Source organism: Variovorax ureilyticus (genome assembly GCF_037889935.1).
GTDB lineage: Bacteria > Pseudomonadota > Gammaproteobacteria > Burkholderiales > Burkholderiaceae_C > Variovorax > Variovorax ureilyticus.
In genome coordinates this window covers 124,186-147,849 of record NZ_JBBKZU010000012.1, presented here as the reverse complement: position 1 = coordinate 147,849, position 23,664 = coordinate 124,186, and the positions used below count along the sequence as shown (strand labels likewise).

22 protein-coding genes are annotated in these 23,664 nt (G+C 60.6%); 11 read left to right on the top strand and 11 right to left on the bottom strand.

Annotation, left to right across the window (positions count from 1 at the left end):
- Nucleotide 1 precedes the first annotated feature (1 nt).
- The 3 genes from WKW77_RS24810 to WKW77_RS24800 form a co-directional block, all read right to left on the bottom strand.
- Entirely contained in the window at nucleotides 2-1,360 is a 1,359-nt protein-coding gene (locus WKW77_RS24810; protein WP_340359560.1) for a DUF3100 domain-containing protein, read from the bottom strand.
- A 66-nt stretch (nucleotides 1,361-1,426) separates the two neighbouring features.
- On the bottom strand, nucleotides 1,427-2,959 hold the full coding sequence (locus WKW77_RS24805) for an aldehyde dehydrogenase family protein (RefSeq protein WP_340359559.1): 1,533 nt from the start codon (nucleotides 2,957-2,959) through the stop codon (nucleotides 1,427-1,429).
- A gap of 17 nt (nucleotides 2,960-2,976) precedes the next feature.
- Nucleotides 2,977-3,897 (bottom strand): NAD(P)-dependent oxidoreductase, encoded by a 921-nt coding sequence (locus WKW77_RS24800; RefSeq protein ID WP_340359558.1) that lies wholly within the window; start codon nucleotides 3,895-3,897, stop codon nucleotides 2,977-2,979.
- Between the two features lie 99 nt (nucleotides 3,898-3,996).
- On the opposite strand from WKW77_RS24800, the gene WKW77_RS24795 reads away from it, so the two are divergent.
- Nucleotides 3,997-4,953 carry a LysR family transcriptional regulator gene (locus tag WKW77_RS24795; protein WP_340359557.1) on the top strand — a complete coding sequence of 319 codons (957 nt, stop codon included), beginning with the start codon at nucleotides 3,997-3,999 and terminating at the stop codon, nucleotides 4,951-4,953.
- A gap of 11 nt (nucleotides 4,954-4,964) precedes the next feature.
- Here the strand turns inward: WKW77_RS24795 and WKW77_RS24790 are convergent, their stop codons facing one another.
- Complete coding sequence (locus WKW77_RS24790) at nucleotides 4,965-5,873, bottom strand: LysR family transcriptional regulator (protein ID WP_340359556.1); 909 nt, start codon at nucleotides 5,871-5,873, stop codon at nucleotides 4,965-4,967.
- 115 nt (nucleotides 5,874-5,988) lie between these two features.
- Between WKW77_RS24790 and WKW77_RS24785 the strand changes: the two genes are divergently transcribed.
- The 8 genes from WKW77_RS24785 to tsaC all read left to right on the top strand — a co-directional run bounded on the left by WKW77_RS24785 (nucleotide 5,989) and on the right by tsaC (nucleotide 14,059).
- Complete coding sequence (locus WKW77_RS24785) at nucleotides 5,989-7,029, top strand: transporter substrate-binding domain-containing protein (protein WP_340359555.1); 1,041 nt, start codon at nucleotides 5,989-5,991, stop codon at nucleotides 7,027-7,029.
- A 15-nt stretch (nucleotides 7,030-7,044) separates the two neighbouring features.
- The gene (locus WKW77_RS24780) at nucleotides 7,045-8,280 is read left to right on the top strand and encodes an ABC transporter permease subunit (RefSeq protein ID WP_340359554.1); all 1,236 of its coding nucleotides are present in this window, start codon (nucleotides 7,045-7,047) and stop codon (nucleotides 8,278-8,280) included.
- A 62-nt stretch (nucleotides 8,281-8,342) separates the two neighbouring features.
- A complete protein-coding gene (locus WKW77_RS24775; RefSeq protein ID WP_340359553.1) occupies nucleotides 8,343-9,413 on the top strand; it encodes an amino acid ABC transporter permease in 1,071 nt (356 codons plus the stop codon).
- A gap of 21 nt (nucleotides 9,414-9,434) precedes the next feature.
- Nucleotides 9,435-10,193: an amino acid ABC transporter ATP-binding protein gene (locus WKW77_RS24770; RefSeq protein WP_340359552.1), complete on the top strand. Its 759-nt coding sequence runs from the start codon at nucleotides 9,435-9,437 to the stop codon at nucleotides 10,191-10,193.
- A gap of 24 nt (nucleotides 10,194-10,217) precedes the next feature.
- Nucleotides 10,218-11,039, top strand: coding sequence for a serine O-acetyltransferase EpsC (gene epsC, locus WKW77_RS24765; protein ID WP_340359551.1), 822 nt, complete (start codon nucleotides 10,218-10,220; stop codon nucleotides 11,037-11,039).
- An 11-nt stretch (nucleotides 11,040-11,050) separates the two neighbouring features.
- Nucleotides 11,051-11,941, top strand: coding sequence for a VOC family protein (locus WKW77_RS24760; RefSeq protein ID WP_340359550.1), 891 nt, complete (start codon nucleotides 11,051-11,053; stop codon nucleotides 11,939-11,941).
- 170 nt (nucleotides 11,942-12,111) lie between these two features.
- Complete coding sequence (locus tag WKW77_RS24755) at nucleotides 12,112-13,476, top strand: L-serine ammonia-lyase (protein WP_340359549.1); 1,365 nt, start codon at nucleotides 12,112-12,114, stop codon at nucleotides 13,474-13,476.
- A gap of 7 nt (nucleotides 13,477-13,483) precedes the next feature.
- Nucleotides 13,484-14,059: an L-threonylcarbamoyladenylate synthase type 1 TsaC gene (gene tsaC / locus WKW77_RS35030; RefSeq protein ID WP_422823261.1), complete on the top strand. Its 576-nt coding sequence runs from the start codon at nucleotides 13,484-13,486 to the stop codon at nucleotides 14,057-14,059.
- A gap of 101 nt (nucleotides 14,060-14,160) precedes the next feature.
- On the opposite strand, the gene WKW77_RS24750 is transcribed toward tsaC, so the two are convergent.
- Nucleotides 14,161-15,183, bottom strand: coding sequence for an alpha/beta fold hydrolase (locus WKW77_RS24750; RefSeq protein WP_340359548.1), 1,023 nt, complete (start codon nucleotides 15,181-15,183; stop codon nucleotides 14,161-14,163).
- Complete coding sequence (locus tag WKW77_RS24745; protein WP_340359547.1) at nucleotides 15,176-16,171, bottom strand: Bug family tripartite tricarboxylate transporter substrate binding protein; 996 nt, start codon at nucleotides 16,169-16,171, stop codon at nucleotides 15,176-15,178. Before WKW77_RS24745 ends, WKW77_RS24750 begins: the two co-directional genes overlap by 8 nt.
- A gap of 169 nt (nucleotides 16,172-16,340) precedes the next feature.
- Between WKW77_RS24745 and WKW77_RS24740 the strand changes: the two genes are divergently transcribed.
- On the top strand, nucleotides 16,341-17,303 hold the full coding sequence (locus WKW77_RS24740) for a LysR family transcriptional regulator (RefSeq protein WP_340359546.1): 963 nt from the start codon (nucleotides 16,341-16,343) through the stop codon (nucleotides 17,301-17,303).
- Between the two features lie 372 nt (nucleotides 17,304-17,675).
- Complete coding sequence (locus tag WKW77_RS24735; protein ID WP_340359545.1) at nucleotides 17,676-18,599, top strand: LysR family transcriptional regulator; 924 nt, start codon at nucleotides 17,676-17,678, stop codon at nucleotides 18,597-18,599.
- Nucleotides 18,600-19,214: 615 nt separating this feature from the next.
- On the opposite strand, the gene WKW77_RS24730 is transcribed toward WKW77_RS24735, so the two are convergent.
- Genes WKW77_RS24730 through WKW77_RS24710 form a run of 5 tightly spaced genes read right to left on the bottom strand, consistent with a single transcriptional unit; the run spans nucleotide 19,215 to nucleotide 23,661 of the window.
- Complete coding sequence (locus WKW77_RS24730) at nucleotides 19,215-20,249, bottom strand: hypothetical protein (RefSeq protein ID WP_340359544.1); 1,035 nt, start codon at nucleotides 20,247-20,249, stop codon at nucleotides 19,215-19,217.
- Nucleotides 20,250-20,271: 22 nt separating this feature from the next.
- Nucleotides 20,272-21,384: a branched-chain amino acid ABC transporter permease gene (locus WKW77_RS24725; RefSeq protein WP_340359543.1), complete on the bottom strand. Its 1,113-nt coding sequence runs from the start codon at nucleotides 21,382-21,384 to the stop codon at nucleotides 20,272-20,274.
- A complete protein-coding gene (locus WKW77_RS24720) occupies nucleotides 21,381-22,271 on the bottom strand; it encodes a branched-chain amino acid ABC transporter permease (protein WP_340359542.1) in 891 nt (296 codons plus the stop codon). Before WKW77_RS24720 ends, WKW77_RS24725 begins: the two co-directional genes overlap by 4 nt.
- On the bottom strand, nucleotides 22,268-22,993 hold the full coding sequence (locus WKW77_RS24715) for an ABC transporter ATP-binding protein (RefSeq protein WP_340359541.1): 726 nt from the start codon (nucleotides 22,991-22,993) through the stop codon (nucleotides 22,268-22,270). The genes WKW77_RS24720 and WKW77_RS24715 overlap by 4 nt, the downstream gene beginning before the upstream one ends.
- Entirely contained in the window at nucleotides 22,990-23,661 is a 672-nt protein-coding gene (locus WKW77_RS24710) for an ABC transporter ATP-binding protein (protein ID WP_340359540.1), read from the bottom strand. Before WKW77_RS24710 ends, WKW77_RS24715 begins: the two co-directional genes overlap by 4 nt.
- Nucleotides 23,662-23,664 lie beyond the last annotated feature (3 nt).

Genomic DNA, 23,664 nt, shown 5'->3' with positions numbered 1-23,664 from the left:
TTCAACCGCCGAGGGGATGATGCATGAAGAACTGCGCGATGATGGCCGCGCCGATAAAGGTGCCAAAGTTGGCCGCGAAGGACACCACGACGATTCTCCAGCCCAAACGGCGGAAGGCAGGAACATCCTTTGCAATCGACAGGCCTGCGAATGCAAGCAGAGGCGTGGACAGGGCAAGGAAGTTGATTTTCCCCGTCATTCCAGCGATTGCTGCCGAGCCAGGGAAGGCTGGGAACGTGAACGCCATGCCGACCAGCGAAACCCAGACGACTGCCGGTAAATTTCTTGAAGTGAGCCGGTAGAGGCTGTAGCCGATGATGACGACGCCAACGATGATGGCCATGCCGCCAAGGACCGCCGGGTCGAACGGTGATGTCTTGTAGGTAATCCAGTTTCCGGCAAAGGCGAAGCAGCCAACCAGAATCCAAGTGCAGACGAGTGCCGGCCAGCTCAGCGACGCCGCAGATTCATGCACGTCGCCAGCGATACGAGGTTCATCGTCGATGGTAGCTGCGCTGCGCCGTCCGATGAGAGGCTCCAGCTTGCCGTACGCCCAGATGGTGAAAGGAAGCGATAGAAAGAGCGTGAAGTACGTTCCAATGGTGGTCGTGATGAGGTTGCTCGCCGCTGCAAACGTCGCGACATCCTTGGCCACTTCGGGCGTCTGCTGGGCAGCGATAGAGCCCGCAGCGGCGGCCATCATGCTTCCCGACCCGACGCCAGCGCCCATCGCAAGCGCAAGTGGGTTGAATATGCCCGTGCTCGTGACCAGGCCAGCCACGATGGCGATGAAGACCGCGCCGAAGACCGTTCCCGTCAGATATTCCGCAAGGACACCTTGACCTTCAGGCGATTGCATCCCGTACTTTTCGCCGATGATGGCGAGGCTTGGCTCGCGCCCGACGGAGAACGTTGCACCGATCGCTTGACGCTTGATGCCCAGAAGCAGGGCGATGGGCAGGCCGAAGACCATGGTTCCGAAGAAGTGGCCGAACTCCTGGAAAACCAAGCCGAAGCCAGAGGCAGCGAGCTTCGGCAGCGACCCACCAACCAACAGTGCCAGCTTGGCGATGAACATCAATAGCGCCGGCTGTAGGATGGCCGCTGCGGTCTTTTGCAGCTCAACCCCTACTGAGAGACCAGGGGGGAGCCGTTTGCTCGCCAACCCGATCGCCGCTCCCATTAGGAGAGCCCACAGCAGCGGCAGCAGAACAATCTTTGCCGAGCCCAAAGGAATGTTCACGTTGCCAATGAACTCGGCGACAAGCACGAGCACAAAGGCGAAGACGAATAGTTTTGCCGTTCCGCTCGATTCAGTGGTGGGGGGTGAAATCGCGGCCGCAGAAGCAGTCGATGCCATTGAACTCTCCGGTGTTTTAGCAGATTGAACGGAGCCGCAGACTAGGCGCGGCTCCCGGAAGGCGAACTACTTGCTCGCGTCGAGGCTGGGCGCATACCCAAAGGCCTGCACGGGCTTCGCCGCTGTCTCGACCCAGACGCTCTTCACCTGGGTGTATTCGTGCAAGGACTCGATGCCAGAAGAGCGACCGTAGCCGCTGGCGTCATAGCCGCCAAACGGGGACGCAACGTTGATGACCTTGTACATGTTGACCCAGAAGGTGCCCGCCTTCACCTGTGCGGCTACACGATAGGCCCGCCCGATGTCGGAGGTCCACACAGCGCCGGCCAGGCCGAAGTCGCTGTCGTTGGCGATTGCGATGGCGTCCTCTTCGGTGTCGAATGGAATGGCCACCACAACGGGGCCAAAGATTTCGGTTTGCGCCACCGACATCTTGTTGTGGACGTTCTTGAGGATGGTGGGCCGCACCCAGTATCCGTTGTCAGTGGGCTCGCCGTTGGAGCCCTCTACAACTTCGGCCCCCTCCTTTACGCCGGCGCGAATCATTCCCAGCACGTGCTCGTACTGCTTCGAGTTCTGGATGGGACCCACCTCGGTTTCGGCGGCGGTCGGCTCGCCGACGCGGATTTGCTTGGCGCCATCGGCGACCATCTTGACGAACTTGTCATAGATGCTGCGCTGGACGAGTAGGCGAGAGCCGGCTACGCAGCTCTGGCCGGCGTTGCCGAAGATGGCGGCCTGCGCGCCGATCGCGGCACGCTCGAGGTTGGCGTCCTCGAACACGATGTTGGCGGACTTCCCGCCCAGCTCGAGCACGCAGGGGATGCCGCGTTGCGCGGAAGCCGCTGCGATCTTGCCGCCCGTCGCTGGGGAACCGACGAACACGACCTTCTTGACCGCGCGATGCATCAAGGCTTGCTGTCCGGTGGTGTGACCGTAGCCGACCAGCACGTTGAGAACGCCCTTCGGGATGCCGGCCGTCTCAATGAGGGAGGCGACCGCCAGCGAGCTGAGCGGGGTGAGCTCTGACGGCTTGAGAAGCACCGAGTTGCCCATGCAGATGGCCGGCGTGACATTCCAGCCGCACGTATTCAAAGGCGCGTTCCAGGGCGTGATTTCCAGGAGAACGCCGCAGGGCTCCCGGCGGGTGAAGTTCAGATGGCCGCTCGGAACCGGGATGACATTGCCGTAGACCTTGTCGGTCCACCCAGCGTAGTACTCGAACATCTCGGCCACGCGCAGCGCCTCACCGCGACAGTCGCGAATGGGCTTGCCGGCAGAAATCGACTCGAGCAGCGCGAGCGCCTCGAGGTTTTCACGAAGGATGCGCCCTGCGTTGTGCATGAGGCGGCCGCGCTCGGCATGGCTGAGCGCCGCCCAGGCCTTCTGCCCTTGAATTGCCGCTTCAGCAGCCTGGGCGACGACCTTTTCCCCTGCGTCCTTGTACGTCAGGAATTCCTTGCCGGTCGCCGGGTTGATGAGGCTGATGTCGGCGCCATCGCCCAGCAGAATCTCTCCGCCAACGTAGGAGCCGATCTTCCCGTCGGGGAAGAAGGGTGCGTATGCGGCTAGAAGCTGTTCCGTTGCGTTGCTGTTCATGTTGTCTCTTCCTTGTTTCAGGCAGCAGCCTTGGACTCACGGGTACCCAGCTCGACGATTCGGTTGAAGTCTTCGGCGTCGCCAATGGTTTGGCTGCTCTCTGCCCAGAGCTCGGCGACTCGCTTGGTGAGTGGCAGGTCCAGGCCGACGGCCGAGGTGAGTTCTTGCGAGAGGCGCACGTCCTTGCGCATGAGCTTCATCGTGAAGCCCGAGTCGAACTTGCCGTTCATGACCCACGTCGGGAAGCTGTGCTCGGTGACGAAGCTGCGCCCGGAGCCGGCATTGATGCCTTGCAGAAGACGCTCGACTGGCACGCCTGCCGCCGCGGCCATGCGGGTCACTTCACCAGCGACGAGGAGGTGCGAGGCGGTGAAGAGGTTGTTGGCAATCTTGGCGACATGGCCCGCGCCGACGCCGCCAATATGAACGCGCTTGGCGCTCATCGCCTTGAGGACAGGCTCTGCTTCCGCAAAGTCTTCGTCGGATGCGCCGATGACCATCGCCATGGTGCCGGTGATGGCACCCTTCGGGCCGCCGCTGACCGGCGCGTCCATCATCCGCATGCCGACAGCATGCAGTTGCTTGGCGAGAGCGCGCGTTGTGTCAGGGTGGGAGGTCGAGGTATCGACCACGATGACGCCTTTCTTCGCGTTCTCGATGATGCCGCCCTTGCCTGCGACCACTTCAGAAACGATGGCCGCGGTGGGCAGGGAAAGGACGACCAGTTCGACCTTTGCCATGACTTCAGCGACGGTATCGACCACCGTGACGCCTTCCGCTGCAAGCGACGCGCGGGTCTCGCTCGATGCATCCGTTCCCACGACTTCGTAGCCGCCACGCTGAAGGGAGAGCGCCATTCCGCGCCCCATGTTGCCCAGTCCAATCACGCCAATGGTCTTCATAAAGATGTCTTCCAAATTTGGTTGTGTGGGCGTCATGTGGCGCCCCGGAGCGGATGTTCCGTCGGCCGAGCGTGTACAACAATGTCAACATCAGTAGAATTTCGTTGACTACAGAGCAACACTCGGAGCGACGAAATGCCGGCACTGGGCAGCGGATTCATCGATGACAGGCGGGTTCGCTACCTCTACGAGGCGTCCACTTCCGGATCTGTCCGGGCGGCGGCTGACAAGCTGGACATGAATCCCTCCGTGGTCAGCAGGCAGATCTCGCAGCTCGAAGACGACCTTGCGGTTCCGCTCCTTGAGCGCATGGGGCGCGGTGTCCGCCCGACAGAGGCCGGCCAGATGCTTTGCGAGTACTACCGTCAGCATCGTGCGCACCAGGACGACCTCATCGTGAAGCTCCAGGAACTGCGCGGACTGGCCCGGGGCCACATCGACATCGTGCTCGGCGAAGGCTTCGTGAGCGACCTCATGGATGAGCCCCTCCAGGCATTCTGGCGGCGCTATCCGATGCTGACGGTGAGCCTGAGTCTCGCGGGCACGAATGACGTGCTTCGACGTGTTGCCGAGGATGACGCGCAGATCGGACTCGTCTACAACCCTCCCGTAAGTGCCGGTATCCGCTCGAGGGCGGCCATTCGTCAGCCCATGTGCGCCATCGTGGCTCCGGGCCATGCATTGACGAAGATGGAAAGGCAACCACTCCTCAAGCACATCGCGGAGCACCCCGTGGCCCTCATGCATGGCTCGTATGGGACCCGGCAGATCGTGGTCCTGGCGGAACAGATGGAGAAGGTTCACCTCGCACCGAAGCTGACGACGGACTCGATTTCCATCGTCAAGCATTTCTGCAAGGCAAAGTTAGGTGTGGGGTTGCTGCCAGCGTTCTCGGTGTCCCAGGAAGTTCAGGCGGGGGAACTCATCGCCATTCCCATCGACAACGCCATACTTTCCCGGGCCGAGGCGCACATCGTAACGCGCCTGGGGCGCAGCCTTTCTGCCGCAGCAAACCAGCTTCTGATCCAGCTGACAACCACCATGACGGCCTTCCGCAAGGACGACAAGCCAGCGTCCAAGTCGAAGCGATAGAACGCGGACAACTAGTCGCGATTCGTCTGAACCCCTTTGGAGCTCAGAAGCCTTTCGACGAACAACTGGACCGCAGGGTTTTTACGGTCTCCGCGACGGTAGGCCAATGAGATTCGGCGGCTCACTTCGGGCCGCAGCTTGACCGCTACCGTGCCGGGAATCGGGTGTGCCAACCGCAGGCCCGGGATCACGGAGATGGAGCATCCACCTTGGACCATTGCCCCGATGATTTCAAATCCTCGGCATTCGGCGTTGACGCGGGGTTCGTAGCCGGCCCTGCGGCACAGATTGGCGACGAACTCCGCGTAGAAACTGGACGCTGAGTCCAGAGCCCACTTCTCATCCTTGAGCTCGGCAACCGAGACCGTTGACTTGCCGGACAGGCGGTGGCCCCTTGGTAGGAGCGCGTACAGCATGTCGTTGACAACATGAACCTGTTCAACGGATCTTTCCTTGTGATTGAGCTGGATGGTGAGGTCGTCGACGAAGGCGATGTCTGCCCCCCAGGAGCCAAGCGCCGCCAGTCCATCGGCGGGCTCCATCTCCTCAAGCAGGACGTCGAGGTAGGGATAGTCCGCGGACAGCGACTCGATAACCGAGGGGAGAAGGGCGGCGGCGACCGTCGGGAACGTCGCCACGCGCAGCTTGCCCGCCACCTGCTTCTTGAGCAAAGCCAGGTCGGATTTCGCCTCGTCAAGCACGGTCAGCATCCGCTCGGTGTGCTCGACCAGCACTTCCCCGGCGACGGTCAGACGGACCCCTCGACCCTGCCGCTCGGTCAGGGCCAGGCCGACCTCTTCCTCGAGCTGAGCGAGCTGCTGAGAGACCGCCGAGGGGGTCAGATGGAGCGCCTGCGCCACTGCGGCCATCGTTTGGCGGCTGGACAGCTCTCGAAGAGCGCGTAGTCGAGCCAGGTCCATGGGCAACTCCTATTCGTCAATCTGCCTAATGTATATCTTAAAAATTGATCAGTAGACCTGAATCAAACGCGTTCCTACGATGCGCCTGTCTTTTCAACCTGTGCAAGAGGAACCCATGAAGTCACTAGTCAAAGCCGGCTGCCTTGCGGCCATCGCACAAGCATGCTTGGCCTTTGCGCCGGCGCACGCGGCCACGTCACTGCTCGACACCGTTAAGCAGCGGGGTGTCCTCAACTGCGGCACGGACAACGCCGCGCCCGGCTTCGGCTACCTGAACACGAAGACGGGGGAGATGGAGGGGCTCGACGTTGATCTGTGCCGCGCCGTCGCGGCCGCGGTCCTGGGCGATGCCAAGAAGGTCAAGTTCGTGACCGTCACGGACAAGAGCCGCTTCAACGCTGTGCAGACGAACCAGGTCGATGTCGTGTTCGCTCATACGACGGTCAAGCCTGCACGCGAGTCGGCCATCACCGTCGACTTCCTTCCCATCTATTTCTACGACGGGAACGCGGTCATGGTGAAGGGCAACAAGTTCAAGAGCGTGAAGGAGCTCAAGGGCGGCACGATCTGCACCACGCAAGGGTCGGCCACCGAGCAGACGCTCTCGGGGTACTTCAAGGCCCAAGGTTGGGGCAACACGACCAAGGTTCTGACGTTCGAGAACCTCGAAAAGCTGTTCGCGGCCATGGATTCCGGACGCTGCATCGGCATGAGCACCGACCGTTCTGCTCTCACCTCATGGCGCGCAAACGCCCCCAAGCCTGACGATTACTACATCCTGCCCGAGTCGCTGGACAAGTCGCCGTTTGCCGGCTTCGTCGTGGCGAACGACTCGCGTTGGCGCAATGCGCTCCGGTGGGTCACGTACGCGCTCTTCCAGGCCGAGGAAAGCAAGATCGGCTCGGCGGACGTCGCGAAGGCAGCTGCGTCCGAGGACCCGTTCGTTCGCAAGTTCCTCGGTGTGGACGGCAGCTTTGGACCCGACTTCGGGCTGCCGGCGGACTTCGTTTCGAAGGCCATCACCCAGGTCGGCAACTTCGGCGAAATCTACGAGCGCAACCTGGGGCCAAAGACCCCGAATCGAGTGGACCGCAAGGGCACCCTGAACGCGCCCTGGACCGAAGGCGGAGCCCTGTATTCGCCCCCGTGGATCTGACGTCGAGCTAGATACGTGCGCGGACTGCGTCCGCGCGACCAACCGAAGAGCCCCATGGACCAAATCGCAATGCCGCCTATCTCCACGGTCGAGCCGCCAGGCCCACCGCAGTTCAATGTGCGTCGGCTCACCTCATGGCTGAGGCAGGTCGCCGTTGTCGCAGCAGCTCTCGCCGTCCTGGCCTGGCTGGCCATCAGCATCAGAGCCGGGCTGGCGCGAAACGGGATCTCCTTCAACATGGGATTCCTCTTCGGCGCGGCGAACTTCGACATCGCCGAAGGCTGGGTCGTGACGCGCGACGGGATACGGGAGTTCGTTGCCAGCGACACGAACGCCGAGGCGCTTCTGGCCGGTTTCATTAACACGGTCAAGACCTCTCTGGTCTCGATCGCGCTTGCAACCGCGCTCGGCGTCATTCTCGGGGTGGCGCGTATCTCGCGAAACTGGCTCGTGCGACAGCTCAGCTTCGGCTTGGTCGAACTGGTTCGCAACACGCCGCTGCTGATCCAACTGGTGTTCTGGTACTTTGCCGTCATCCTGAAGATGCCTGCGCTGACCGAAGCGTCCCACTGGTTCGGGCTCTTCATCTTCAGCCAGCAGGGAATCTACATTCCTGGGCTCCAAGCGACCGGAGCCGGCTCGATCTGGTCGGTCTGGTGCCTGTTGCTGTGCGTGCTGATGGTCATCAGGGCAGCTTCCGCGAGCAGCGCACGCCATCGTCTCTTCTTGGCGATACCTGCTGTCGCACTGCTTGCGGCGACCTTTGCGCTCGGGTTCCCCTTCAAGCTGGAGTCTCCCGAAGCCTCAGGGGCCGGCGTCACGGGCGGCGTGGCGATGAGCCCTGAGTTCGCTGCGCTCCTGCTCGCGCTGAGCATCTACACCGCTGCGTTCATCGCCGAAATCGTCAGAGGCGCCATCCTGGCGTTGCCGCGCGGCCAGTGGGAGGCCGCCTCAGCGCTTGGCATGCCGCGCGGGCGCGTCCTGGCCGACGTCGTCCTGCCCCAGGTCTATCGGGTGGTGCTTCCGGCCTTCGCGAATCAGTACATCAGTCTCGCGAAGACGACCTCGCTGGGAATTGCGGTGGGTTTCCCGGACCTCTTCAACGTCTACGGAACAGTGGCGAACCAGTCAGGCCGAAACCTCGAAGGGGTCATCGTGGTGATGTTGGCCTATCTGGCGCTGAGCTGGGCCATCAGCGGTGCCGTCAATGTTCTCAACGCCCGTCTGCTTCGCAAGGGAGGTGCCAAATGACTGCCAACGCATCCGTGGTCAGGTGGGCGCGCCGAAACCTCTTCGCAGGACCCACGGACTCCGTGTTCACCGTCCTGCTGCTGCCAGCCTGCGTGTGGGCCGCCTACTCGCTGATGCACTGGGCACTCGCTACAGCAGACTGGACCGCCGTCACCTCGAACATCAAGGTGATGATGGTCGGAACCTTTCCCGTAGAAATGCTGGGTCGTGCATGGGGTTGGGTCATGAGCCTGAGCTTTCTCGCCGGTGCGACCATGGGCACCGTTGTGACCGCTCGGAAGCGCCTCATGGTTGCATGCGCAGTGACGCTCGCCGTCTGTGCGGTCTTCGCGGCCCAGATGAACGGCACCACACCAGTAAACATCGTGGCATGCGCTGCGCTGGCTGTTGGGGGGCTGTGGCTTACGTCGCGCGTTCCCGCGCTGCGGAAGTGGCTCGGCCTAGTGTGGTTCATCGAATTGATGACGACAGGTGTTCTGCTCCTGCCTGCAGGCTTCGACAAGCTGGGCGGCCTGATGCTTGGAGTCCTCATGACGCTTCTTGCGTCTGCACTGAGCATCCCACTGGGCTTCCTCCTCGCATTCGGTCGACGCAGCAAAATGGCTGGACTACGGGTGATATGCGTCGGATACATCGAGGTGATGCGCTCGCTGCCCCTCATCCTCATCGTGTACTGGATTTGGATTGTCACCCCGTTGGTCGCTCCGAGCTTCTCAGTCCCCGATGCACTGCGCGGTCTGCTCGGCTTCTCGCTGTTCTTTGCCGCATACGTTGCGGAGTACGTCCGAAGCGGCTTCCAGGCAGTGCCGAAGGGGCAGACCGAAGCTGCAGCATCTCTCGGAATGACACAGGGGCAAATCAACCGGGACATCGTTCTTCCACAGGCCCTCCGCGTAGTGACGCCGGCCCTCGTGGGTAACGTCTTGGATATCTTCAACAACGTCCCACTGCTTTTCATCATCGGGTTGACCGAATTCCTCCGAGCCGGGCAGATGGTTCTTGCCAACCCGCAGTCAGCCAGCAAGACGTACGAAATCTACGCCTTCATGTTCATTGTCTACCTCGGTGCCGCGTCCCTCATCACCTATGGCGCGCGCCGGCTTGAAGCACGGATGGCCACAGGCCATCGCTAGTCAACGATTGGGTCCACTGCCATGAACAGCATTGTCACTATCCAAGGTGTCGAAAAGTCCTTCGGCCCCGTTCAGGTTCTCAAGAGCGTCGACCTCTCCGTCACTCGAGGTGAGGTGGTCGTGATCATCGGGGCCAGCGGCTCCGGAAAGTCAACGCTCATTCGCTGCGTAAACGGACTGGAGGCATTCCAGAAAGGGCGAATCGTTGTTGACGGCCGCGAACTGCCATGCGAAGAGGACCGCGAACTGGGCGACGAGCGAATGCTAGGCGAGGTGCGAAAGGGCGTCGGCATGGTCTTCCAGCAGTTCAACCTGTTTCCTCACAAGACGGTTCTGGAAAACATCACCCTGGCCCCGATGCGAGTTCGTCGGAAAAGTCAGTCCGATGCTGAGGTATTCGGCATGAAGCTCCTGGAGCGAGTGGGCCTCAAGGACCATGCTGCCAAGTATCCGGGTCAGTTGTCAGGTGGGCAGCAACAACGCGTGGCTATCGCTCGAGCGCTCGCCATGGAGCCCCACGTAATGCTGTTCGACGAACCGACCTCGGCTCTTGACCCTGAGATGGTAGGGGAGGTTCTCGACGTCATGCGCGAGCTGGCGGCCGACGGCATGACCATGATGATTGTCACGCACGAGATGGGCTTTGCGAGAGAGGTCGCCAACCGGGTCGTGTTCATCGAGCGTGGTCGCGTACTCGAAGAGGGAACTCCGGGCCAAATCTTCGACAGCCCGCGCGAAGAGCGAACTCGTGCCTTCCTTTCCCGTGTGCTCAAGCACTAAGCACCTCAAGAATCACTACTCAAGATGACTGTCACACAGAATCAGCAACGCGACCCAGAGATGCAAGCAACTCTGTGGCGCACTCTCACCGACCAGGCGGAGACGCTCGCAACCACGTCGCCGGCGCTTGGCCCGTACATCCGAAGTTCTGTGCTCCAGCGAGAAGGCTTCGCCGATTGTTTGGCGCATGTGCTTGGCAGTGCACTGGTGCACGCTGCTCCTCCGGAAGTGGACTTGGCACCTGAGCTTTTGAAGCTCTACGCGCACAACCCGGGCGTAGTGGATGCGGCAGCAGAGGATCTGGTTAAGCTCGACGCCGTCAATCCCGCCTGCCCAGACCTCCTCACCGGTTTGCTGAGCTTCCGCGGCTTCCAGGCGCTCCAGGTGTACCGCCTTGCCCACGCCATGTGGCAGTCTGGGGAGAAGCAGTTCGGCGCCCTCGTTCAGAACTGGGGCGCGTTGAAGTATGCGATTGATATCCACCCAGGCGCCCGCATTGGGCGACGCGTGTTCATCGACCATGGCATTGGCTTGGTCGTTGGCGAGACGTCGGTGATTGAAGATGACGTCAACATATGGCACGGGGTCACGCTAGGTAGCACATTGACGGAAAGCGGAGACCGTCATCCGAAGATTCGTCGAGGCGCCACGATTTGCGCTGGTGCGACCATCCTCGGGAACATCGAGGTTGGTGAATTTGCGCTTGTCGCCGCAGACACCGTCGTTCTGAAGAACGTCCCAGCACGAACCGTGGTCGTGGGTGTGCCAGGAAGGCTGGCGGGCCCGGTGCCTGGCCGGCTCGACGCGATCGATGAAGCCGTGAAGCGACTAGCTACCACCGCATAGGAACTCTACTCATGCCCAATCAAACCTTTGGTATCGACCATCCCGTGGTCACGGTTCGCGACTTCGACAAGACGCGCGAGCAATTCAAGAAGCTGGGCTTTGCACCCAACCCTGTCGGGTATCACCCGTGGGGTACCGTGATGTCGCTGCTCATGTTCCGCGACAACTTCATCGAAATCATTGCCGTGCACGATGCCTCGAAGTTTGGAACGAACTCGGTAAACGGCTTTTGCTACGGGCGAAACGTTGGGCAGTTCACAGACCGTGTGGAAGGGCTGGGCTTGGTGGCTCTTCATAGCAAGGATGCGCGAACTGACCACGCGGCGCTGACCTCACGAGGCCTGAAGAGCCAGGGGTTGATTGACTTTCGGCGCGACATGAAGAAGCCCGACGGGTCGCCCGATGTCGCCATCGTCTCTCTCGGGCTGTTCCTCAATGAGGAGCAACGTGACGTTTCCAACTTCATTTGCCACCAGCATCGGCCTGAGCTCATCTGGGTGAAGGAGTGGATGAAGCATCCCAATGGCGTCAACGCAGTCGTCGCCGTTACCTACATTGCCAAGGAGCCGATGGACCTCGCGGCGCGCTACCGCGCCTTCTACGGCGATGCGGGCGTGAAGACTCTGGATGGGACGGTCGAAGCAGACAGTGGCTTTGGCGTCATCCGGATTCTGACCCCCCACGCGGTGGCGGAACGGTTAGGCCCGATACCCTTGCCGGATTGGAAGGGTGACACGAGTCCTCACGGCATCGCATTGAGCGTCTCGACTCCGGACTTCGACAAGCTGCCTGGAATTTGGGACCGAAGCGGCATCCAGTATCGCAGGAGCCCCGTTGGAACTTACCTGATTTCACCCGAACAATGCGGGAACGTCATCATGGAGTTCGTTCGTGCAAAGTGACGACGGGGTCGTGTTCAAGCGCCTTGCCACGCCGTAGAGAGAGGGCCTGTTGGACTTGGGATTGTTTGGTCCGTTGCTCCGCAAGCAACGGAGCAGTACTTCCTGTCACCTTGCTGCATTGAGTCGGCATTGGCAACATTGCCGGATAGTAACTTCGAGGAAGCCTGGCTGTGTCTCTAAGCGTATTCGACATCTTCAAGATTGGCATCGGACCTTCCAGTTCCCATACGGTTGGCCCGATGCGAGCGGCTCGCATGTTTGCTGAAAAACTTGCGACCGGGGGACTGCTAGCTAAAACCAGGCGGATTCGTAGCGAACTGTACGGTTCCCTGGGCGCAACGGGCAAGGGGCATGGTTCGGACAAGGCGACCATTCTGGGGTTGTGCGGTCACGACCCTGAATCGATCGACGTCGACGCGGTCCAAAAAATCCTCGATCAGGTCCGGTCGAGCAATTCAATATTGGTCGCAGGAAGCCACCGCATCGACTTTCACGAAAAGTCCGACATCTGCTTCTTCGCCAGCAAGAATCTGCCCCTTCATGTGAATGGCCTTCGGTTCATTGCACTCGACGACAAGGAAGTCGAACTTGATGTCCAGATCTACTATTCGATTGGCGGTGGCTTCGTCATCGACGAGTGTGGGGTCCGCGACGCCACCGCTGAAGACAAATCAGCTCCCATTCCTTTCAGCACCGGCGAGGATTTGCTTGAGGCCACCAAACGGCTCGACTGCAGCATCGCGGATGTGATGCGAGGCAATGAACGCAGTCTTAGACCATACGAAGAGACCGCGGCTGGACTACTCAAGATTTGGGGCGTGATGCAGTCGTGCATCGAGCGTGGCTGCAAGACCGATGGGGTGCTGCCAGGCGGCTTCAAGGTTCGCCGCCGCGCACCTGAACTGAATCGAACTCTCAGAGGGACATCCGACAGTGATCCGTTCGTGCTCATGGACTGGGTGAATCTGTTCGCACTGGCCGTCAACGAAGAAAATGCAGCGGGCGGCCGGGTCGTGACTGCTCCAACGAATGGCGCCGCGGGTATTGTTCCCGCTGTGTTGAGCTATCACATGCGCTTCAATCCATCTGCAACAGACAAGTCTGTGGAGGACTTTCTGTTGACCGCGGGAGCGATAGCCATTCTGTACAAGAAGAACGCCTCCATATCGGGGGCAGAGGTGGGTTGCCAGGGCGAAGTCGGAGTTGCCTGCTCGATGGCTGCCGGTGCTCTCTGCGCCGTCATGGGCGGCACACCTGAGCAGGTTGAGAATGCTGCGGAAATCGGCATGGAGCACCATCTCGGGCTCACCTGCGACCCGGTTGGAGGGCTCGTGCAGATTCCTTGCATCGAGCGAAACGCGCTGGCCTCCGTAAAGGCCATAAATGCTGCCCGCATGGCCTTGCGCGGTGATGGCTCACACCACGTCAGCCTCGACAAGGTCATCAAGACGATGCGCGAGACCGGGGCGGACATGATGACGAAGTACAAGGAGACTGCTCGGGGTGGTCTTGCTGTGAATATCGTTGCCTGCTAGGTTTCCTGTGATTCAACCCGCCGGCCTGTTGACCATCCAGGGTGCTGCCGCTGTGATACGCGGCGGCGGTGTAGTCGCCTATCCAACCGAGGGAGTCTTTGGACTTGGGTGTGACCCGATGAATGCGGCCGCCGTTCGACGCGTCGCGGACGTCAAGCAGCGCTCGGACGCGCAAGGATTCGTCCTGATATCGAGCTCACTCGGGCAACTCGAACGGTGGGTGGACTTGGGTTTGCTCAGCGAGGTTGCGCGAAAGGCGATTCTCGAGTCGTGGCCTGGCCCGATCACCTGGGTTGTGCCCGCCAAGCGAGGAGCTAAGCTACCCGCCTCAGGCGGGAGAACGGGAATTGCCGTTCGTGTCACAGCACATCGCGTCGCGTCTCGATTGTGCGAGGCAGTGGGCGGACCCATTGTGTCGACGAGTGCGAATCCCCACGGAGCTCCGCCGGCGCGCAGTTTGACGGACGTACTCGCGTACTTTCCGTCGGGCCTATTGGATGGGGTGGTCAACGGCAAGGTTGGCATCAATGCGGGGCCTTGCCAAATTCGAGATGCACTCACCCTCGCAGTCCTAAGATGGTAGGAAGAGCCTGAGTCATACGGACTGTGTGGCGTCCGCGATCGCCGCTACGAGAAGACGACGAATCAAGCCGAGGCGGCGCGGCCAGTTCGTCAACTCTCGGTTTAGGCGAGGAATTCCCGCAGTTCCCGGTCCCACAACTGCCAGTCCAGTCCGCTCGCAAGATGACCATACCGGCTTGGAATCTTGACGAACCTCACATTCACGTCTGCTGCTTTCAACTGATGCACCAATTCTGGCCCCCGGGACGCGGGGAAGATGCGGTCGTTGTCGCATAACGCGAGAAGCACCCTTGCTTTGATGCGGCTCAATTGATCAGAAACTCCGTAGTCGCCGATAGCCTGCCCGAGACTGACCAGCGACCACGGGTGGAATCCTTCGGCCCATTGGTGGGCGAGTTCATTTAGGCGCGCATCTACGTCTTCGTCTGAAAGACCTTGGTCGCGCAGCGCCTCATCCATGCAGTATTCGCGGAGTGTGTGAAGCCGCAATTGAACCAGCCACGGAACAATCGCGCCTTTCCCTGGGCGACCGCCGTCCCAGCCAGGCTCGGCACGAATCTTCTCAGCAAACGCACCACGTTCAGTCGTGCCCTGTCGAGCAGGACTCTCAAAGCCAGAAACCGCCACCACCAGCCGGTCGGTCCAGTCGGGATACTGTACCCCCCACTGAAAAGCCTGGATGCCCCCCATGGACGGCCCCGCTATCGCATAGAGGCTCGTCACTCCCATTGACTCCAAGAACACCCGCTGCAGGCGAACCGTGTCCGTGATCGTGACGCGCGGGAAGGAGTCGCCGTATGCCGCGCCGGTCGTCGGATCGATGCTGGCGGGGCCGGACGAGCCATAGCATGAACCAAGTGCATTTGTAGACACGACGAAAAAGCGATCGGTATCGATGGCTCGACCTGGACCGACCAGTTCCGACCATGAACCCTCGGCGGCCAGACTGCCTGGCATCACAAAATGGTGCCCAGTCGTATAGCCGTGCGTCACGAGCACCACATTGCTGCCGTCCGCGGCAAGTTCGCCCGTGTGGATGTAGGCGAGCTCCGCCTCCGGCAACTTCCCGCCCTTGCTCAAGACCAGGTCAGTGGTGCGAAAGGTTCCGGCGATCCACTTAGTCATTCGAAATTCCCAGCTTGCTGATCCAAGGCTTCCAGAAGGCTATGTCTTCTTGCAGGACGCGTTCATATTCAGCCGCATCAATGAAACGCGGCGTGAACAACGCGTTTCGCAGCGACTGTTGGAACTCCGGTGTTTCCAGACAGGACTTGGTCCATCCTTCTACCGCAGAAACGACTTCCTTGGGGCTGCCTGCTCTGGTAGCTATGCCAAGCCATCCGTAGCGCACGAAGGATTCATCGCCAAGAACCTCGACAACGGTCGGAGTATTGGGAAACTGAGGCAATCTCTGCTTCGTGAACACCATGATCGGCACCAATTTGCCCGACTCGACAAACTGAGTGACCGAACCGGCGACAAATATCATGGCTGGAATCTGACCGCCCACTAGCGCCGTGATTCCATTGGGCTCGGAAGATTGCGGTACGAGCGTCGCTTTGATTCCAAGCTTCTCGGCGAGCGCAGCGCTCATGAGGTGAGCTGGAGCTGCGATGGCGGGTATCCCGAGGTCAATACCGGAGGCGCTGGCCTTGGCGAAGGCCTGCAGATCTTTGACGCTGCGGATGCCCGATTGCGTGCTAGCCACCATCACAAATGGCGTGGTTCCGAAAATGGCCGCACCCGTAAAGTCCTTCTGCGAGTCGTACGGCTGCTTCTTGAATATGAATGGGGTGATCGACATCTGCGACATGCCTGCGATGAACAGGCTGTACCCATCGTTGGGCTGCTGCTTCATAACGCTCGCAGCGATGACGCCATTGGCACCTGGCCGGTTCTGCAGCACAAAGGGCTGGCCGGCAAGTGTTTGCTTTGACGCGCACTCCATCCAGGCCCGCGTTGCCACATCAGTACTTCCCCCGATCGGCAAAGGGCTGATCAGTTGCACAGGCTTTGAAGGGTATTTTTCGGCAACGGCCGAGGCTGAGAACGCGAGTGTTAAGCAGGCAACTGCGGCGGATGCAATCACCTGCGCCATGCTTAGACGGGTCATGTATTGTCTCCGGATGCCCTTGAAGGCTGATGTTGATGTATCCCAGAGGCTATCCAGATCGTCCGCCTGGCGCCAATACCGAATTCCGAAGGCAGCATAGCCGCGAGCTATCGCGCTCGCGCGCGGGTGTACGATGCCGCTTCGCGTGGTATGCAGGAAAGCCGGCCAAATGGAACTCAGACAACTTCGCTACTTCGTGAAGATCGCCGACATGGGGAGCATGTCCCGCGCGGCGCTCGCTCTGCATATCTCCCAGCCGTCGCTGAGCCAGCAGATCTCCCAGCTCGAAGATGAGATGGGTAAGCCGCTGCTGATTCGGTTGCCAACCGGTGTGCGAATGACCGTGGAGGGCGAGGTTTTCTATCGTCAGGCCTTGCAGATCCTCCGCCAGGTCGACGAAGTTCGCGCCGCCGTGACGGCTGCCAATGAACACCTCACGGGCCGAGTCACCATCGCGATGGCGCACACTCAAACTGCGCAGTACGCGCTCCCGCTGATACTTGAGGCGCGCAAGACGTACCCGCAGATCGATTTGGAAGTTTTTGACAACACCAGTAGCGACTTACTGCATGGCGTAGCCAGCGGCCGCCGGGACCTTGGCCTGCTCATCAATGAGGATGATGCGGCCCTTCTCGACTCCGAGCCTGTCCTTGAGGAAGAGATCCTTCTCATATCGCATCCCAGCCAAGTCCCGGCATCCTCGCCGGTCCTGCGCTCTGAGCTCGCGACCTTGACACTCGCCGTTCCTGCGCCGGAGCAGGTCTCGCGTGCACAGATCGAAGCGATTGGGGGAGTGCCCGCAGAAGGTGGTCTGAAGCTTGAAATTCCAAAGAATTGGATCGTGGCCAACTCCGCGGCCATCGTCCGGCAGGCGGTGTTACGCGGTGTCGCACACGCTTTTCAACCTTGGGGTGCCGTACGCGACGAGCTGACGCAGGGCCTCATCTGCGCGACGCCTATCTTGCCGCGCTTTGTGCGAACTGTGTACCTGAGTTCCGCTCGCGGCGCCAATGCATCCGAAGCGACGCGCGCGATTCGTCAATTGCTCATGGCTGTCGTTCAGGAACAGATTGACAAGGGTTTTTCGAGAGCCCGCTACCTCAGTCGTCCCTGCACTCCACCTGGCACTTGACGATGACTCGCTTCCCGTGCTCAGAGTGGCCCGCGGCAGCACCAGCGTCGGCGGCGATCGTATTCGGCTGCCGGAAGTAAAAAATTGATGATCAAAGCTTGACGACAGTCTCAGCTGTCGACCAAGGGTTAGCCCGGGCGGTGCGCGCTAAGTCGTTGTCACGCAACAGATCGAGGAGATCACATCGCCTGGCATTGCTGTTGCGATGTAGTTGGCAGATCCCTCAGTTCACTTCTGCAACGCATATGGCTCATTTCGGCCTGGGCGGTGCATCGTACTTGTGAGGTCGTTCGGCCGCGCGGAGAGACTCACCAGCGCTGCCGGAAGATGTGGCTCGTCGCCGTGCAACGAAGTTCTCCGGATTCAGATCAGATGGAAATCAAGCAACTACGCTACTTTGTCAAGATCGCTGATCTGCGAAGCATTTCCAAGGCGTCGAAGGCGCTCTATATTGCGCAGCCGTCGTTGAGTCAGCAAGTTGCGAACCTGGAATATGAATTGGGTCATCCGCTCCTGACGCGGTTGCCAACCGGAGTGCTTCTTACCGAGCACGGTCGGATCCTCTACGAGCACGCCCAACGCGTCTTGCGTCAGGTCGAGGACATTCCTACGGCACTAAGGACGTGCTCGGGAGGCCTGGTCGGAACCGTGGTCCTCGGATTGCCGCAGAGCAGTGCGGCTGGGTATGCGCTTCCTCTAATCGAAGAAGCCCAGCGACGATTTCCCGAAGTTACGCTGGAGATATTCGATGAGGTAGCCGGGTACATCCCCGGAGAGATAGACTGCGGGCGATTCGATTTCGGGATCGTGACAAATGACGAGGACGCCGGCATGCTCGAGTCTGCTCCCCTTGTAGACGAGGAGCTGTTTCTCGTTTCCCGACCGGATATGGCACCACTCACACCAACGATCACTGCTACGCAGTTGTCGAAGCTCAGGCTATTCTTGCCTAGCGTTGGCCAAGGATCCCGGGCTCTGGTGGATGCATTCTTGAAGCAGCAGGACACCGAACTTCCTCGTCTTCCAGTGCTCGTGAACTCTGTCAACACTATGCGACGGGCGATGCTCGCTGGCATCGCTCATTCCATTATGCCGTGGTCGGCATTGTCCGAAGAAGCCAGGTCGAATGTGTTTACTCTGACGCCGATGGAACCTTCGCTCGTGCGACGCATCTACATATCGAGGCCACGGAATTCTGCGCTGTCTAAAGCGGCTCAGGCGATATACCAACTGTTGATCGAAACCGCACGTGGCGAAGTGACAAGCGGTCGCTGGCGCGGCGTCGAATTGGTGTAATGCCGAGCCCTGTGTTCGACGAATCAGGTCCGGCGGCTTTGTCTCCTTGAGCGATCGAAATTAAGCATCATGGTGCGACGTAGGAGGAAGATAAGTAGGGCCACGCTCGCCAGACTCACCACCAAAGTGAAACCAAGGCTCGAATCCTCGTTCTTCGGGGCTGAAACCTTGACAGTGTGAGACTCACTTGAACCTGACCCTTCTCCGAAAGGGCTATAGATCGCTGATCCAGATCCAGCACTACTCTCGTCTATCACTGCAATTGGACTGTGGACCACCTCACTATCGATCGCGGAACTGCTGCCGATTTGGATAGACGTAATGCTGGCCCGTGGCTCCTCAGCCTGAGCGACCGACGCCGCGCAGAGGAAGATCAAGGGAATCCCGGCGATCACATTTGACGTCATGGGGTCTCCGTTTGGTTCTGACGCGATAAGCCTGTCTAGGCGGACGAAGTTCGGGAATTGACCCGGCCTGTCGGGCCGCTGCCACCGTCGATGTGACGGCATCGAACTCGGCAAACGACGACGCGGACTGAATACTCAGTCAACCTAGAGAGTCGGGCGGTTGTAGAGGCCGGCATGGGAGTTCGCTGGAACCTCCCTGTTCGGACGGCTACTGCGATTCGCAAGGAGCAGCGAAGAACTCGGCGAGCACCGTCGCCGGCGGTGCTTCTTGGACTGGCCGGTAGTTCAATCGGCATCCCGACTTCTCCAGGGCGGTCGAAATGGATGCCCAGTTCCTTGGGATCCATCCCGGCACGGTGAATGGGTTCTCCGGAAGGTCGTCGTAGATGCGTGCCCCGGTCAGCAGGCCACGAATCGAGTCGTAGTCGTACACTGCAAGTCCGGCGGTATCACGCTCAAAGGCGATGCTTCCCCAAGTTGCGAGGTTCTCCTCGATTGCACAGGTGCCCTGGTCACACGTCACTGTTGCCGGCCGGAGCGGAACCCCGCCAGGCTCGGCGCCAAGCACGGCGTAGAACTTCTTGAGTGCAGGTCCCGTCATAGGCACGGTGCTTCCGCCGAGGAAATGCCCTTCGGGTGTAAACAGCTGCCATGCGAACTGGTCCGATGCAGCAATTGCGTCGACGTACTTGCGCACGGCCGGCGCGATCCTGGAAACAACAGTCGGATCCGGCGGCAAGATGGCAGGCCTCAGGAAATTCGAGTTGCCTGGCGTTTGCGCGTAGGCGTAGTACACGCGCACAGCAGTGGCCGAGCCGCCCGCCTCATCTACAACGACCGCCAGCTTGAATGGCACTGTGTGCGAGTCCAGCACAAGATTCACCGTCATTTCATGGACGACGCGACCCGGCCCTCGGGTAGTCTTCACCGCACGAAGGGTTCCAGGTTGCACACCCAACCGCTGCAGCCACTGCGCCTCCTGGTCAACGAACCTCTTCCAAGCCAAGGGGCCACGCAGCGGGCCCGTACGAGGCGTGTCGATACGCGGTTCGTCCTTGAACACCGCCTGGAGCCCCTGCGCTTTGCCGCTCAGAATAGCCGGATACAAGTCGGTGGCCATCCGATCGGCGTCGGACGCCGCAGCCGCCAGAGAAAGAAGCGACAGCGAAGCCGTCACAATATTTGCCATCCGGCGCCGAGAGCGGTAGCCGCCGGGGCGATTCGAGTGTTCCTTGATAGTCATGGGATATGTCTCCTTGATGTACTCAGTTCAAACGCGAAGCCGTTGCGGCAACGGTGTGTGTGTCGCTCCTCTCCATTCCCCGGGACCCGCCGGCGCGGGGAACGCCGCTCAATCGGTAGCCCACCGGAAAGAGTTGGATTCCAAACCGCTGCTCGACTGCGCCCCAGAGGCCTTTCGGCGCGAACAGCGCGAAGGTGACAGCCACGACGCCAAGGCCGATGAGGTAATAGACGCCCGTCGCCCCGAACAACGTCTCGACAGCAAAGAAGAGCACGGCGCCAACGATCGGCCCCTCGTAGGTGCCGATGCCACCCACCAGGACCATGAATAGCATGTAGGCCGTCCATTGAACGCTGAAGTAGGTCTTCGGCTGGAAGGTGACGGCGGTGGCAAGCCAAAGGGCGCCAGCTGCGGCGCAACCGAATGCCGAGAGCACAAAAATCAGACGCTTCGCCTCTCGCACCCGGACCCCGATGGATGATGCAGCTTCCTCGCTGTCGCGGATCGCCTGCAAGGCGCTTCCTATCCGACTGCGCAGCAACGCGAACACACACCAAGCCAGCGCGACCATCGTGGCGAGCGCCATCCAGAAGCTGATCAGTCGACGTTGTTCACCGTCGTACTGCTGCAATGAGATCAAGGAAGTTCCGGTTTCGCCCTGCACCAGAGTGTCGAGGTTGACCAGCAAGTGCGTCAAAGCCGCAACCACCCACATTCCGATCGCGAACTCGCCGCCGCGCAAGCGAAGCATGAATCCCGAAATTGGTATCGCGAGCAATGCAACAAGCACTGCTCCCACCAGCAGTGCGGGATACGGCGCCATGCCCGCGTTGGCCAGACGCACCGCGGCATAGGCTCCAAGCCCGAAGAAAACCTGATGCCCTACTGACACCAAGCCCGCATAGCCGGCGAGCGCATTCCACATCAACGCCAGGATGCCGTAGATGAAAAGCGTGGTCAGCCGGTCGACCGAGCCGGGGCTCAGAAAGAAGGGCGCAAAGGCCAGGGCGATCTGAGCCGTGAGAACCAGGGCCAGGGAAATCTTGGCAAGCGGAGTCCAACGTTCGACCACTACGTCTCGAGAGCCCACCTGCTCTTGGCCAAGTGCTGATGACTGATTTGTCGAATTCATCATGTCGAAGACCTAACAATAAGATGCTTCAGGGGCCTTCCAGCGAGCACCAAGCGAACGAGAAGTACGACCAGAAAGAGGACGTGCCCTGCAATCAAGAAGCCTTGCGAATGCATGCCTGCACCAAGGCTCTGCGCCACGCCGAGCGCGATCCCACCAAAAAGGGTTCCCCAAAGGGAGCCACTACCACCGATCATGACGGCCTCGAAGGCAAAGATGAGCTGAGGAGCGCCCGCGTAAGGATCGACGGTTGCTCGCATGGCCAGGAAGGCGCCGGCGATACCGACAGTCATCATGGCGATCGCAGCGGCTGCGGCATTGACTGCCATTGAGTTCACACCGACCAGCTGCGCAGTCGCCGGGTCGTCTGCCACCGCACGAATTCGCCTGCCAAGCGCCGAGTGCGTCAGCATCAGGTGCAGCCCTCCGAGCAGCGCGATCGCAACGACCAACGTGATCAATGGCAGCATCCCCACGCTCAGCCCCGCGAGGTCGACCCCGTCATACGCCAGGTTGTCTAGGAACGGCGCCAACGAACGGGTGTCGGCGCCGAATGCGCTGAACAGCATGTTGTCGAACACGACCGCCAGCCCGAAAGTCGCGAGAATGGGCACCAGCTCCCCGGACCGTGCGCTACGGGCGAGGACCAGCCGGTAAAGGATCCATCCGATCGCGCCCATTACCGGAACGCAGAGCAGGAGGCCGACGAAAGGGTTCAGTCCCAGGCGATCTGCCAACCAATAGACGCCATACGCTCCCACGACGGCAAGGCTGCCATGAGCGAGGTTGATGATGCGCATCACGCCGAACATGAACGACAGGCCACAGGCTAGCAGTGCGTAGTAGCCCCCGAGGAGCACCCCTTGCAAGATCTGATTCACGACTGTCATACAGCCTCGCCGGATGCGGACACACGGTGTCCAAAGTAGTAGTCCATGACCTCTTCGCGCGTGAGCTCGTCAGTACGTCCAGAGGCGACTGCACGTCCTTCCAAGACACAAACGATCCGGTCCGCAACGTCAAAGGTGCGCTGGAGGTCCTGCTCAACGAGGATGAGCGGAGTTCCCGCCGTTGCAACGGTGGCGAGTGAGTCGTAGACGCCTTGCACCGCCAGAGGCGACAGGCCAAGGGACAGCTCGTCGAGCAACAGCACACGCGGGTTGGTCATAAGTGCGCGGCCGATGGCCACCGCTTGCTGTTGCCCGCCTGACAATGAGCCGGCCTGCGCCTTGAGCTTGGGCTTGAGTTGCGGAAGGGCTTCGACGACGCTCTCGAAATTCCAGCGCCCGCGGCGTCCGGCTGAAGTCGCAACTTTCAGGTTGTCCGCCACACTCATCGATCCGAACAACTTACGGCCCTCGGGAACCAACGCGATGCCCATCGAAGACCGTGCGTGCGCGGGAACAGCAGTGACGTCGATGCCGTCGAGGTAGACCCTTCCAGAAGATGCAGGATGGATGCCTGCGATTGTGCGAAGCAAGGTCGTCTTGCCCGCTCCGTTCGCCCCGACAAGAGCAAGTTTCTCGCCCTCGTCGAGCGACAGATCGATGCCTCGGACGGCCTTGAGCAGCCCGTGCTTCGCCTCCAGTGCCTGGACTTTCAGCAGCTTCATGCCCGTTGCCCTCCTAGGTATGCTTCAACGACCCGTGCATCGGAGAGCACCGCATCGGGCAACCCGTCCGCGATGATCGTGCCTGCGTCCATGCAGACGAGACGTTCCGTCACCTGGACCAAGAGGTGAACGATGTGCTCGATCCAGATGATCGTGATGTCGCGCGAGCGCAGCAGCCTGATAGTGCCAACCAGTTCAGCCGCCTCTCCGTCAGTAAGCCCGCCTCCTATCTCGTCGAGGAGCAAGAGCCGAGGGTTCGTAGCCAAGGCGCGAGTGAGTTCGAGGCGCTTGCGCTCCAGCAGGCCGAGCGTCTCAGCCCGCCGGTTCGCCACGGACAGCATGCCGCATACTGAAAGAGCGTCGAGGCTCCTGTCGTAAGCGTTCGAACGACTGAAGCCACCTCCATGCATAGCGGCCGTGAGCACGTTCTCGAAAACCGTCATGCCACCAAATGGCCGTGGCACTTGATGGCTTCGTGCCACACCCAGTCGGCAGCGGCGCGCTGCGTCCAACTCAGTGACATCGCGATCGCCTAGGAGGACGGAACCTGCCGAGATGGGCAGTGACCCTGACAGCGCGGCCAACAGGGTGGTCTTGCCCGCCCCGTTGGGGCCTACCACGCCCACGGCTTCGCCGGAGCGCACCGAAAAGTCGACGCCGTGAAGCACTCT

What these genes read in the sequence shown, in the direction of transcription:
- WKW77_RS24785 (WP_340359555.1), top strand. Translation starts at nt 5,989, where the DNA reads ATGAAGTCACTAGTCAAAGCCGGCTGCCTTGCGGCCATCGCACAAGCA.
- WKW77_RS24735 (WP_340359545.1), top strand. Translation starts at nt 17,676, where the DNA reads ATGGAAATCAAGCAACTACGCTACTTTGTCAAGATCGCTGATCTGCGA.
- WKW77_RS24740 (WP_340359546.1), top strand. Translation starts at nt 16,341, where the DNA reads ATGGAACTCAGACAACTTCGCTACTTCGTGAAGATCGCCGACATGGGG.
- WKW77_RS24770 (WP_340359552.1), top strand. Translation starts at nt 9,435, where the DNA reads ATGAACAGCATTGTCACTATCCAAGGTGTCGAAAAGTCCTTCGGCCCC.
- WKW77_RS24790 (WP_340359556.1), bottom strand. Translation starts at nt 5,873, where the DNA reads ATGGACCTGGCTCGACTACGCGCTCTTCGAGAGCTGTCCAGCCGCCAA.
- WKW77_RS24715 (WP_340359541.1), bottom strand. Translation starts at nt 22,993, where the DNA reads ATGAAGCTGCTGAAAGTCCAGGCACTGGAGGCGAAGCACGGGCTGCTC.
- WKW77_RS24760 (WP_340359550.1), top strand. Translation starts at nt 11,051, where the DNA reads ATGCCCAATCAAACCTTTGGTATCGACCATCCCGTGGTCACGGTTCGC.
- WKW77_RS24720 (WP_340359542.1), bottom strand. Translation starts at nt 22,271, where the DNA reads ATGACAGTCGTGAATCAGATCTTGCAAGGGGTGCTCCTCGGGGGCTAC.
- WKW77_RS24730 (WP_340359544.1), bottom strand. Translation starts at nt 20,249, where the DNA reads ATGACTATCAAGGAACACTCGAATCGCCCCGGCGGCTACCGCTCTCGG.
- WKW77_RS24805 (WP_340359559.1), bottom strand. Translation starts at nt 2,959, where the DNA reads ATGAACAGCAACGCAACGGAACAGCTTCTAGCCGCATACGCACCCTTC.
- WKW77_RS24795 (WP_340359557.1), top strand. Translation starts at nt 3,997, where the DNA reads ATGCCGGCACTGGGCAGCGGATTCATCGATGACAGGCGGGTTCGCTAC.
- WKW77_RS24725 (WP_340359543.1), bottom strand. Translation starts at nt 21,384, where the DNA reads ATGATGAATTCGACAAATCAGTCATCAGCACTTGGCCAAGAGCAGGTG.
- WKW77_RS24800 (WP_340359558.1), bottom strand. Translation starts at nt 3,897, where the DNA reads ATGACGCCCACACAACCAAATTTGGAAGACATCTTTATGAAGACCATT.
- epsC (WP_340359551.1), top strand. Translation starts at nt 10,218, where the DNA reads ATGACTGTCACACAGAATCAGCAACGCGACCCAGAGATGCAAGCAACT.
- WKW77_RS24810 (WP_340359560.1), bottom strand. Translation starts at nt 1,360, where the DNA reads ATGGCATCGACTGCTTCTGCGGCCGCGATTTCACCCCCCACCACTGAA.
- WKW77_RS24750 (WP_340359548.1), bottom strand. Translation starts at nt 15,183, where the DNA reads ATGACTAAGTGGATCGCCGGAACCTTTCGCACCACTGACCTGGTCTTG.
- WKW77_RS24745 (WP_340359547.1), bottom strand. Translation starts at nt 16,171, where the DNA reads ATGACCCGTCTAAGCATGGCGCAGGTGATTGCATCCGCCGCAGTTGCC.